We start from the raw sequence: 13,306 nt of genomic DNA on the forward strand, positions 1-13,306 counted from the left end.
TTTAGAAAAAAAGCCCTCCAAACGAAGGGCTTTTAACTAATCAAATAAACCAACTATTTAGTTAACTCAAAACTAACTTTCTTATCAGCGTTTGAATTTCCTCCAACGAAAATATCAAACTGCCCAGGCTCGGCTACGAATTGTAAATCAGAGTTATAAAATTTTAAATCTTCAACAGTAATTTCAAAACTTACTGTTTGTTTTTCACCTTTTTTAAGTGCTATCTTTTGGAAACCTTTCAATTCTCTAACTGGTCTTGTTACTGAACCAACTAAATCTCTAATGTATAATTGAACTGTTTCTTTTCCGTCAAAATTTCCAGTGTTTGTTACATCAACAGTTACTTTCAATTTTCCGTTAGAATCCATTTTATCAGAAGAAATCTTCAAGTTTGAATAATCAAAATTGGTATAGCTCAAACCAAATCCGAATGGGAATAATGGCTCGTTTCTTTCGTCAATATAATTTGATCTGAATTTTTCAAATTTTCCTTCTGTGTTAGAAAGTGGTCTTCCTGTATTTTTGTGCGCGTAGTAAATTGGTAATTGTCCCACACTTCTTGGGAAAGTTGAAGTCAATTTTCCTGAAGGATTTACATCTCCAAATAAAACATCAGCAATAGCGTAACCAGCTTCTGTACCAGCAAACCAAGCATTCAAAATTGCTGGAACTGTTTTTTCTTCGTCAGTAATTACTAACGGACGTCCGTCAAATAAAACCAAAACAACTGGTTTTCCTGTTTTTAATAAAGCGTTTAATAAATCTTTTTGAGCTTGTGGAATTTCTAAGTTTGTACGGCTGCTAGATTCACCACTCATTTCTGCAGATTCTCCTAAAGCAGCAACAATTACATCAGATTGTTCAGCAACTTTTAAAGCTTCTGCTAATAATTCTTCTTTTGTACGAGCATCACGGTGTAAAGTTTTACCGAACATTGTTGCATTAGTTTCAAAAGTTTCATCGTAATCTAAATTGCTTCCTTTAGCGTATAAAACTTTAGTTCCTGTTCCAGCTACTTCTTTGATACCTCTCAATAATGAAACAGCATTTTCCATTTTTGTAGCCACACTCCAAGTTCCTGGCATATTTTCTTTAGCATCTGCCAATGGTCCGATTAAACCAATTGTTCCAGATTTTTTTAGAGGCAATAACTGATTTTGGTTTTTTAATAAAACTAAAGATTGAGCTGCAATATCACGTGCTTCTTTTCTGCTATCTGTTGTAAAGATTTCAGTTTTAGCTCTTTTTTCATCACAATATTTGTATGGATCTTGGAATAAACCTAAATCATATTTTGCTTCTAAAATAAGTTTTACAGCATTATCTATTGTTTCGATTTTTACTTTTCCTTCATCTAAAGATTTTTTCAAAGTTCCTAAGAAACCTTCTCCAACCATATCCATTTCAACTCCAGCGTTTAATGCTAAAGCAGAAACTTGCTGTAAATCACCCATTCCGTGAGGAATCATTTCAGGAATTCCTGTAAAATCGGTTACTACAAATCCTTTGAAACCCCATTGTTTTCTTAAAACATCTGTCATTAACCATTTGTTTCCTGTTGCTGGAATTCCGTCAACTTCATTGAAAGAAGCCATAACCGAACCTACACCTGCATCAACTGCAGCTTTGTAAGGAGGGAAATAATCATTAAACATTCTGATGTGGCTCATATCAACTGTATTATAATCACGTCCGCCTTCTGGAGCACCATATAATGCGAAGTGTTTAACACAAGCTAAGATTGAGTTATTTTTAGTAAGATCGTGCTGTTGGTAACCATTAACCATTGCTTTTGCAATTTGGCTTCCTAAATATGGATCTTCTCCTGAACCTTCAGAAACTCTTCCCCATCTTGGGTCACGAGAAATGTCAACCATCGGAGAGAATGTCCAGTTGATACCGTCTGCGCTTGCTTCTTTTGCAGCGATTTGAGCACTTCTTTCAATTAAGCCCATATCCCAAGTACAAGATAATCCTAACGGAATTGGGAATGTTGTTTCGTAACCATGAATAACGTCCATACCAAAAAGCAACGGAATTTTTAAACGGCTTTTTTCAACCGCAATTTTCTGTACTTCTTTAATTTTTTGAACTGATTTAATGTTGAACAAACCGCCCACTTTTCCTTCAGCAATATTTTTTGCCACATTTGAGCTGTTTGCCTGCCCAGTGGTAATATCACCAGATGTTGGCAAGTTTAACTGACCCAATTTCTCGTCTAAAGTCATTTTTGACATTAATTCCGCCACAAATTCAGACTTTGGTTTAATTTTCACTGTATTTTTAGCTGGCTTTTTTTGAGCATAACCCAAAACAGCACATCCTAAAAAAAGTAAGACTAATTTGTTTTTCATTCTATTCTATTTATTTGTTTGTATTCGTTTTTCTTTGCTGAAACATCCAGTCGTAGATCTCTTTGTTATCATAAACTCTTGTCCAGCTGTCATGATTTGCATCATCAAAAATGGTCAGCTTTACATCTTTTGCATTACATTTTTTCAATTCATTATAAATTGTGATTGCATAATTCACATTTACCACATTATCCTGTAATCCGTGGAAAATTCTGGTTGGAATATTGGCTATTTCACATGCTTTTTCTAACTGAATTAAATCTACAAAGCCAGCGACAGGTACGTTTGCGGCAAATAGATCAGGATGTGCAAAAGCCAAATTCCATGAAGCCCAACCTCCTGAGCTTAAACCAGTAACATATATTCTTTCTGAATCAATTTTATTTTCTTTCTGAATTTTCACAATCAGCTGGTAAATTGATTCTATATGCCAATTTTCGTCTTCTTTGCATTGTGGAGCCAAAACATAAGCATCTAATTGGTTCGTTTTTAAATATTTTAAAGGCCCATTAATTTTTACCTTTTCTAAATCGGTTCCTTTTTCTCCATCACCCGAAATAAAAACAATTAATGGCTTCTTCTCCTTAACATTCGCTGGACGATGCAAAACATAACCCAGTTCGTATTTAGACATTATAACCGTATTGATTTTCCCAGTTGTTTCACTCTGCCCAAAAACAACTACAGAAAACAACAGAAATATAAATGCTAATGTATTTTTCATAGAGACTTAAATTCCGTATTTTCCAGATTTAAATCCAAGTTTTGTTAAACCTTGTTTTACTTCTGGCGCGTTCATAAACAATTTCCATAATAGGCCTGTTCTGTAATTTTCGATCATTACAACTTCAGGACCTTGATCTATTGCTAAATAACGTTTTGCAACCCATTTATTTCCTAAACTCAAAGCATCATAAAAACCAGCATCTCCCCAAGTTTCGTCTTTATGATTTTCGTATAAATTTCTGATTACGGCCATCGATTCTTTTGGCGTGTAAACAATTGAGCTGATTGCTGCCGTTGGAGAAATTACACCCTGATCGTTGCTTGGCATGTGTGCATTATATCCGATCGATCCATCAGGGTTTCTAGAATAAGAAGCTGTTAAACCCCAATATTCTGGACCATAACCTGCATTTTTATTTGGATTTTGAACACAATACTCATAATTGATTTTAGTCTGATTTACATTTAAATCCCAATAATTAGCATATTTATCTGTTAACTGATTCGGATCTAAACCTACATAAGAATAATGAGCCCAAAATAATGGACCGCCAAATTCTTCTGCACCGTTGTGCTTTAAAATAAGTGGGATATTGTATTTTGTTTTTGAAGAAACTATGCCGCCGCTTCTCGCCCATCCTTCGTGATATGCTTTCGCATCGATTGTATGAGTTGGCGAAGACGCAGCCATTACATAAGTAATAAGGCATTCGTTATATCCTTGTAGTGGGAAATTCATCTCCCAAGCATAGCTCGGAGACCAGTGCCAATATAGTACATTTTTTTGATTTGTGTACCATTGCCAATCAACACCTTTCCAAAGTGCATCATATTTTTGTGCTACGGCTTTTTCTGTTTCAGAACCATCTTTAAGATATTCACGAACGGTAATCATTCCTGCAACCAAAAATGAAGTTTCGACTAAATCGCCGCCATTATCCTTGGTTCCAAAAGGCTTTACTTTTCCTGTATTTCCGTCAATCCAATGTGACCATGCTCCGTGAAAACGATCTGCTTTGCCTAAAAAATCTGCAATTTTGTTAAGTCTTTCTACTCCTTGTTCTTTAGTGATATATCCTTGAGACATTCCTGAAACAAGAGCCATTAATCCGAAACCTGAACCACCTGTTGTTACAATATTTGAATCGTTTTCAGGATAAACTCCGTCTGGATGATAACGTTCTCTGGCTAATCCAGAATTTGGTTCTGCATAATCCCAGAAGTATTTAAAAGTTTGTTTTTGAACAGCATCTAAAAGCTGATCATCTGTTAATGCAGTAACGCCAGAAGTATTTTCCTGTACATTTTCTTTTGACTTATCTTCCTTTGATCCACAACTAAAAAAAGCAAAAGCTAAAAATAAAACTGAAATTCTAACCATTATAAAAATTTAAGATTTTTGATAAATAATCACTTCCCTCAGGAAATCTGAAGGAAGTGATTCTTAAGATTTTGATTAATAACCAGGGTTTTGCTGTGAAAGTGTTCCTGCTTCTCTCATAAATGTAGTTGGAAGAGGCCATAATTCATGTTTTCCAACTATAAAAGTTTTACCATCTGCTGCCATAGCCGCTTCTGCTTGTCCTGTTCTAACGATATCAAACCATCTGTCGTGCTCAAAAGCAAATTCTAATCTTCTTTCTTTATAAATTGCTTTTCTAATATCAGTTTGAGAAGTAAAAGGAGTATCTCCTAAACCTGCTCTATGACGAATTTGATTTACTAAAGGAATTGCTGCTGCTGTTTCTCCTAATTCGTTTAATGCTTCAGCTTTCATTAGTATAACCTCAGCATATCTTAAATATCTAAGATTTGTATCTGTAAATTCTTGGTTATAAAAAGATGATGAATATGCTTTATAATTATATCTTGCATTCGCTACCGTAGATGGAACTTCTCTACCATCATACAAAACTGAACCTCTGAAAATAATTGTAGCAGCTCTTCTAACGTCTCCTGCCTCGTAAGCGTCTGCTAAGCCTTTAGTTGGTGTATTGAATCCCCAACCCCATCCTCCGGCACCACGTGGCGCTTGAGAAACAGTGTAATTTCCAATTCCAAATCCAGGGCTAGAAGTTCCTCCAATCCCATCAATCTCAAAAATAGATTCTGGACCAAATTCTCCTTCTTTTTTATATTGCAAAGAATAATCAGAAACTAAAGAATAACCAGTTACTTTATCGCAATTGTCAATTACTTTTTGCCAATTTTTTTGATATAGATTAACTTTTGCTAATAAAGCATATGCTGCTCCTTTAGAAGCTCTTACGACATCTTTACCAGTGTATGCCGATTTTTCTGGTAAATTCGCAATAGCATCTGTTAGGTCTTTTTCTATAAAAGCATAAACTTCTGCAGGAGTTTTACGGGTTAATTGCATAATTCTGTCTGAGTCATTTCCAGGAATTGGCAAATGATCTACAATAGGAACTCCGCCGTATCCTTTAACTAAAGTAAAGTACATAAACGCTCTCATAAATTTAGCTTCTCCTTCTAACCTAACTTTTAAACTAGGCGTTACCTGATCTAACTTAGGAAATATAGCCAAAGCCTGATTACATCTATTAATTCCAGCATAATTTGCATTCCACGTAGACTGAAATGACGGAGTTGAAGCATTATATGTTAAAGCATCCATAATATCTTTATCTCCACCAGCATCTCCGGGATCAGAGCCTTTATCAGCATCATCGCTAATGATACTTGTAACTGCATTCCAACCAAAAGAAGACATATCCCAGCCTAAAAATTGATTGTAAATTGCTGTTACAAAACTTGAAGCTCCAGCATCACTATTTACCAAAGTTGGGTCAGCAGGAATAGACTCTGTTGGCTCTACATCCAAAAAATCATTTGAACATCCAGATAAGAATAATCCAGAAAGTACAAACATTGATATATATATTCTTTTCATGATATTAAAATTTTAAATTTGCACCTACTACAAAAGATCTCAATGATGGGTATGCATCTAGCTCAACACCCTGAGTACCTTCAACTAATTTACCATCAGACACTACATCTGGAGAGAATCCAGAGAATTTTTGTGTAATAAATGGGTTAATTGCGTTTACATATAATCTGCAATAGCTAATAAAGTTGTTCTCTTTTATTGGAAGTTTATATCCTAAAGTGATGTTATTTATTCTAAAGAAATCAGCAGACTCTAAGTAATACGTTGAAGCGTAAGGAGTCAAGTTTGAAGGCGCTGGAATTGAAGATGTAGTATTTGTAGGTGTCCAAAAACCATTAGCCATAGAAGCTTCTACATTTTCTCCTCCAAATCTTTGTGCTTTTTTTCCATTATATACTTTTGCTCCTCCTGTTCCGTAACCATCAACAGAAAAGTCAATGTTTTTGTATGTCAATCCTAAAGTAACTCCATAAGTAGAAGTTGGTAAAAGAGAACCTACATATTTTTTATCTTTAAGTTCATCTAAGCCAGTCTGAGGAACTTTAGAACCATCAGCTTTGTAATACAGCATTTGACCATTTGTTGGATCAACTCCTGCGTACTCATACATATAAAAGCTACCTAATGGTTGACCTACTGATGTATTATCCAAAATTTTGGTATTTTGACCATTCCCTAAACTTCCTCCAATAATTGGATTTAGCTGAACATTTTTAAGACTCGTAAGTTCATTTTTATTATGAGAGAAATTCCCACCAACCCAATAGCTTAAATTATCATTGATTTTATCATCCCAACGCAATGCAATTTCATAACCTTTGTTAGACACTTCACCAACATGTGCAGGAGTAGCTAATGTAATTCCTGAAGTTGAATATGGTTTAACATTCAAAATTGTGTTTGTTGTATTTTTATCATACAAATCAAAAGATCCTTTTAATCTGCTATTAAACATTTCAAAATCAAAACCTCCTGAAAGTTCTTCCACAATCTCCCATGATAAATTAGGATCAACCTGAGAATTAATTGTAGTACCTGAACCAAGATCTGGATAATCTACCCCTGAAGTGAATACTTGAGTATTAAGAGGTACATTTTGATTCCCTAATCTACCCCAAGATCCTCTAAGTTTTAATAAATTAATTGGCTCTACATTACTTAAGAAGCTTTCTTTTGAAATAATCCATCCTAAACCAACAGAAGGAAATGTTCCCCAACGATTGTCTTCACTAAATTGTGATGAACCGTCACGTCTCACTGTACCAGTAAGCAAATATTTATCCATTAATTTATATTGAAAACGAGCAAAATAAGATGCCAATCTTCTTTGATTAAGTGCTTCATCTTTATAACCTGTTACATCAGCTACATTGTTAACATCTTTCAAAGACCAATAATTAGAATTTGGATTTACATTTTTTCTGTCAATCGTTAACTTTTCTCTTGTACCTTGAACATTCGCCTCAATACCTGCTGTAACTTCTACATCATGAATTTCTGCAAAAACCTTATTATAAGTTAAATAGTTTGATAAATTCCAATTAAAATACTCATCTCTGCTTCTGGTCAAAGTATTTTTATTTAAATCTAAAGGATATTTTTCTACTGTACGAGTAGGATCTGCCGATAACCAAAGAGCCACATTATCTACATAATTATACTGTTTGTAAGTATAATACTCTCCATTAAATTGTGATGTGAATTTTAAAGATTTAAGAATATCCCAATCTAATTTTAATCCTCCTTGCAAAGTAACCGATTTTTGCTGTTCATTTGTATAATCTAATTGAGCCACTGGATTTCCAACATTATTAAAAGATGTACCCGTTTCAGATACTACTCCGTTTGAAATAAATGGTACTCCATACTTACCATCCGCATAACGAACAGGAACTAATGGTGATTGTCTGTAAGCATTTGTAAATGCGCTCAAAGGCATTGGCGTATTTTTAATATTACTTACACTAAAATTTTGAGTTAATTTAACTTTTTCTGAAAGCTTGAACTCATTGTTATTTCTAAAAGTAGTACGTCCATAATCAGATCCGTTTAAAATTCCTTTTTCTTCATAATTTCCAAGACTGAAAAAGTATTTTACATTTTCTGAAGAACCTGAAACAGAAATATTGTTCTGAGTATAAGACCCTGTTCTTGTAATTGCGTCTAACCAATTTGTGTTATACGGTTGATTAGCAGAGAATCTACCTTGTGGAAAATCGTTACTATAAGCGGCGTTACTGTAACGAACATACTCATCAGCATTTGCCATTTTTACAGTTTTTAACGGAGATCTAACTCCTGCAAAACTTTCGACATCTACAGTAAGTTTTCCTTTTCCTGCTTTGGTTGTAATCATAATTACACCATTTGCACCTCTAGTACCATAAATAGCTAATGAAGAAGCATCTTTTAATACTTCGTAAGATGTAATATCATTAGTATTAATGTTATTGATGTTATCAGTTGGCATACCATCTACTACATATAAAGGATTTCTTCCTCCTAATGCAGTACCTGCTCCCCTGATCACAACTGATGGAGTACTTCCTGGCGCATCTGAGGTAGATACCTGAACCCCAGCAGCTTTTCCTTGAATAGCTTGAGAAGCATTCATTACTTTCATTTTGGTAATTTCTTCGGACTTAATTGAGCTAACCGCCGAAGTATTATCAATTTTCTTTCTAGTACCGTACCCAATTACAACTACTTCTTTTAAGGCAGTATCTCCTGCTTCTTTTAAAGTAATAGTCATTGTTGCGGCAGTAGCTGGTACAGAAACTGAATCAAAACCCAACATAGAGACTTTTAGAATATCTCCAGGTTTTGCATTAATTGTAAAGTTTCCGTCGAAATCTGCGTCTGCAGTTGCCCTAGCGTCAGCTGAAGCAATTATTGCTCCTGGAACTCCCATTCCATTACTGTCAACTACTTTTCCTTTGATTGCTTGCGCTTGCCCCATCATATATGTAGGCAATAGCAAGAGAGCTAAAAAGCTAAAAATAAAATTTTTCATACAGTACGTAATCGTTTAAGTTAGTAGAGCCAAATTAAGCAATTACAACGTTGTAGTACATCAAATAACACTACAGCATAGCTACATCACTGTGTTAAATTTTAACTTTACCTTAATGATTATCAGCACTATAAATGTTAACAAAAATCCTTTAACATATCGTTATGATGTAGTAATGATGTATCGCAATTATATAAAAAATGATATTGAAAAATATAAAATCTGTAAAAAACAAAACCAAATCTTACAGACTTAATAAAAACTTTGACAGATTTTCGTCCTGTGTGAGGTTTAGCTTCTTTCTAAGGCGATATCTATGCAATTCTACGCCTCTAAAAGAGATATTCATCATTGGAGCAATTTCCTTAGAAGAAAGATTCATTTTAAGATAAACACACAGTTTTATATCCTTAGGAGTTAATTGAGGATATTTTTTAGAAAGATTAATAATAAATTCATTGTGAATTTGGTTCAAATTGGTTTCAAAAGTTTCCCATTCATGTTTATTCACTTCATTAATCTTAATTGCTTTTCTAATTTCGTTTTTAAGTTTGCCAAAATCTTTTTCCGTTTCCAAAATGCCTTGAATTTTATCAATCATTTCCGTTTGCTTGGCGATCGACAATGATTTGCCCGCTACTTCTGAAGATTTTGCTTGCAATTCTAATTCTAAGATGTGTTTCTCATATTCTTGAATGTTGAGTTCATTTTCTTTCTTTAACTCCATTTCAAGAATTTCTCTCTGATGTTTTAATTCTTCAGCCTGCAATTTTAATTTTTGCATATAACGAAGTTTATTCCACTTATAATAGAAAAACAAAACAGTTCCGATAATAAGAAGGTACAGTAGAATCATCCAAAAAGAAAAATACCAAGGTTCGGCAACTTTAAATTTGTAAAATGAAACTTTGTCATAAGTTGCTCCATCATGTTTGAATATTTCTACTGTATGATAACCGCTGTTTAAATTATTTAAAACAATTAATCCGTCAGAAATTGGGAGAAAATCTTTCTCTTTATCTAGCTTATAAAATAAATTTGGTTTACTTGCTCCATAAATTCCAGAAATGACATTAATCTTTAATTCTGTATTGAATTTTATTTTCTCATCAATTGGAACTAAAACGTCATTACTAAATGCTTCAATTTTTACTTCTGAGTTTTGTCTATTTTCATATTGAAGTTTAAGAGAAACAAATCCGTCATCTAGATTAAACAAATAATAATTGCCTTTCTTGAAAATTCTTAGATTCTCATTAATCAATTTCCCTTTGTAATATTTCTCTTGAATGATATTCCAAACAAACTTGTTGCCTTGCGCATAAATATGATACAAGATTCCATTTTGCAAAACCATAAAATGATCGTCGTCTATAGAAACGACATCGGTCACATTTTTAAAATTTGTATTAAACAATTCGTTTTCTTCCAATTTAGCAGATAAAGAATTGTAGGTATACCAAGAATTATTAATAAGAAAGAGTATTTCTTTTCTAAACTCAAAAATCTTTATACCAAAATCATTTTGCATCTTACTCTGCTGCGTGACATTTTCAACTTTTAGAGTATTATAGTTGTCATCTAACGAAACGCGATATAAACCACGGTAATTATCGGCTGCCCAAATTTCATTTTTTTTGTTTTGAGCAACATATTTTATTGGTTTGGCAAGATCTTTTATGATTTTATAATGAGACATATTAGAAGGATCATCGTAAACCAAAATTCCGCTATAGGTAGACTGAAAATAAGTATCATTAATACTGCTTTTAGACATATTCCATCCTCCGCTAACTCCGTTTATTTTGGTCAAAGTATTATTTTCATACGAAAAAGTACCGTCGTTATGACCAATAATATATTTTCCGTCAATTTGAGAAATATTCCAGCCTTGCCCTTGCGTATTGGGCATCATATTAAATTTTCCAGCACTGTATTCAAAAATACCGTGATTTGAAGCAATTAAATAGCCTTTATTAATAGATGCCACCGCATAGACCGATCCTAAAATACCCGAATTATCGTAAAAGAAAGAAATAGGAGAATTAACCTCAACGTGCGCAATACCATTATCTAAACCAACCCACAAATCATTTTCTTTATCCAATCCTAAACTTAAGACTGAATTATTCATTAGAACATTGTCGCGCTCAATATTTTTAAAGGAATTATTTTTTAGATCTAAAATGAAAATTCCACGATTTCCGGTTCCAATAATTAACTTTTCGTTCTTTACAAACTTAGCCACATTAATTGTAGCCGATTTTAAAGTTTCGTTTATCGGATGATCCCAACTTTTTAATCCATTCTTTTCTACAATAAAAACTCCCTTTTTCTGTGTAAAGATGTAAGTCTCATTTTTATATTTTTCTATAGCATGAACAACTGTATTTTTTAAAACATTCCATCCCTTTGGATTTGCAATATGTTTGCCATTCATTTTATAAATTCCGTCTTTAACAGAAGCAACATATAAATTGTTATCTACACCAAAACAATAGGAAATAAGAAACGGAAATTTAATTTTCTTAATTGTTTTTCCGTCATAAATAAAAACATCATTAAAAGACTGAAAATAAAGGGAACCTTTGAATCTGAATATTTTCCAGATTTCTTCGTTGTCTTTTTCATCAAATAATCTGAGGTTTTTGGTAATAGAAACATAATGCATTGTTCCATCTTTTCGATACCAATAGCCAAATTCTTTATAAGAACCAGAATAGATTTTATCTCCTTCAATGAGAATAGATCTAATAATGGTTTTGTTTGGAAGTGTATATTTTTCCCATTTTACTCCGTCGTAACGAAGCAAATAGTGATTATTTGCAAAGTACATCGCATTATCATTTCCTTGAGCCACATTCCAGATTTGATTATCTCCCTGATAATCTGATTTGCTGTAATTTTCGACAAATGGAAGTAATTCTTGAGCCTGAAGTTGTAAAGCGATGAAAAAGAAGAAAACTGATTTAAAAAGTATCGATTTCAAGATATTCGTTTTTAAACCCAAAGATACTCAATATTCATTTTTAGGACAAAAAAAACTCCTCAAGCTTGAGGAGTTTCTTTTGATGGGATTTTTATTCTAATTTTCAAGTAACTGATAAACCTGATTTGCAATTTCGTATTCTTCGTCAGTTGGAACGACCAAAACTTTCACGGTCGATTTATCTGAATTGATTTCTCTTAATTCTTTAGAACGAATTTGATTTTTTGTTGTATCAATTTCAATTCCGAAATAATCCATGTCGGTACAAATTAGATTACGCATAAATGACGAATTTTCGCCAATTCCTGCCGTGAAAACAATTGCATTCAATCCGTTTAAGGCTGCTGTATATGCACCAATGGTCTTTTTAATTCTATAAGCATTCATTTTTAATGCCAGCTGGCAGTCTTTATTTCCTTTTTCTGCTTCTGCTTCAATATCTCGCAAATCACTGTAACCAGTAAGTCCAAGCATTCCACTTTGTTTCAGCAAAACAGCATTTACTTCATCTGGAGTATATCCTAAATTTTTAATCATATAAAAAATAACAGATTGATCAATATCTCCAGCACGCGTTCCCATAATTAAACCGTTTGATGGCGAGAATCCCATTGAAGTGTCAATACATTTTCCGTCTTTAATAGCGGCCATGCTGCAACCATTTCCTAAGTGAATGGTAATTATTTTAGAATTATCTCTTAAATAATTAATTGCTTTTTCAGACACATATTTATGGCTCGTTCCATGAAACCCATAAACACGTACTTTATTTTCTGTTAAAAGATAATTAGGAATCGCATATTTGTATGCAACTTCTGGCATAGTTTGATGAAATGCAGTATCAAAAACAGCAATTTGTTCTGCAGAACTGAAAATTTCTTCTGCCACATTAATTCCTTCTAAATTGGCAGGATTGTGCAAAGGTGCCAATTCAAAAAGCTGTTTGATTTTTTCTTTTACTTTGTCATTGATTTTTACTGTATCGCTAAAATCACTTCCGCCGTGCACCACGCGATGCCCAACAGCCGAAATTTCCGAAGTTGATTTAATTACTCCTTTTTCAGCATCTAAAAGCATTTTGGCTACTTTCTGCAAACCTACTTTATGATTCGAAATGGGAAGTGTCTCTTCAATTGAAACTGTTGCTGTTTTAAAAGTTATATTCGAAGTTTCTAAGCCAATTCTATCAATCATTCCAGAACAAATTACTTCGTTTTCTGGCATTATCATTAATTGGTATTTAATTGAAGAACTTCCTGAGTTTATAATTAGTATTTTCATTTTTTTTAAAAGATTCTAAGATGCTAAGT

7 protein-coding genes are annotated in these 13,306 nt (G+C 33.3%); all 7 read right to left on the reverse strand.

The genetic code is table 11. The features are described from left to right. Positions 1-53 precede the first annotated feature (53 nt). A complete protein-coding gene (gene bglX / locus JC605_RS10630; RefSeq protein ID WP_198856146.1) occupies positions 54-2,354 on the reverse strand; it encodes a beta-glucosidase BglX in 2,301 nt (766 codons plus the stop codon). Positions 2,355-2,364: 10 nt separating this feature from the next. Next, positions 2,365-3,078, reverse strand: coding sequence for a prolyl oligopeptidase family serine peptidase (locus JC605_RS10635; protein WP_198856147.1), 714 nt, complete (start codon positions 3,076-3,078; stop codon positions 2,365-2,367). Positions 3,079-3,084: 6 nt separating this feature from the next. Beyond that, a complete protein-coding gene (locus JC605_RS10640; protein ID WP_198856148.1) occupies positions 3,085-4,461 on the reverse strand; it encodes a glucoamylase family protein in 1,377 nt (458 codons plus the stop codon). 75 nt (positions 4,462-4,536) lie between these two features. Next, positions 4,537-5,994, reverse strand: a complete 1,458-nt coding sequence (locus JC605_RS10645) for a RagB/SusD family nutrient uptake outer membrane protein (RefSeq protein WP_198856149.1) — start codon at positions 5,992-5,994, stop codon at positions 4,537-4,539. A gap of 4 nt (positions 5,995-5,998) precedes the next feature. Further along, complete coding sequence (locus tag JC605_RS10650; RefSeq protein WP_198856150.1) at positions 5,999-9,007, reverse strand: SusC/RagA family TonB-linked outer membrane protein; 3,009 nt, start codon at positions 9,005-9,007, stop codon at positions 5,999-6,001. A 244-nt stretch (positions 9,008-9,251) separates the two neighbouring features. After that, positions 9,252-11,996, reverse strand: coding sequence for a histidine kinase (locus tag JC605_RS10655; RefSeq protein WP_198856151.1), 2,745 nt, complete (start codon positions 11,994-11,996; stop codon positions 9,252-9,254). 96 nt (positions 11,997-12,092) lie between these two features. Beyond that, positions 12,093-13,277: an acetate/propionate family kinase gene (locus JC605_RS10660; RefSeq protein ID WP_198856152.1), complete on the reverse strand. Its 1,185-nt coding sequence runs from the start codon at positions 13,275-13,277 to the stop codon at positions 12,093-12,095. Positions 13,278-13,306 lie beyond the last annotated feature (29 nt).

This window comes from Flavobacterium sp. IB48 (genome assembly GCF_016405855.1).
GTDB classification, from domain to species: domain Bacteria; phylum Bacteroidota; class Bacteroidia; order Flavobacteriales; family Flavobacteriaceae; genus Flavobacterium; species Flavobacterium ginsengisoli.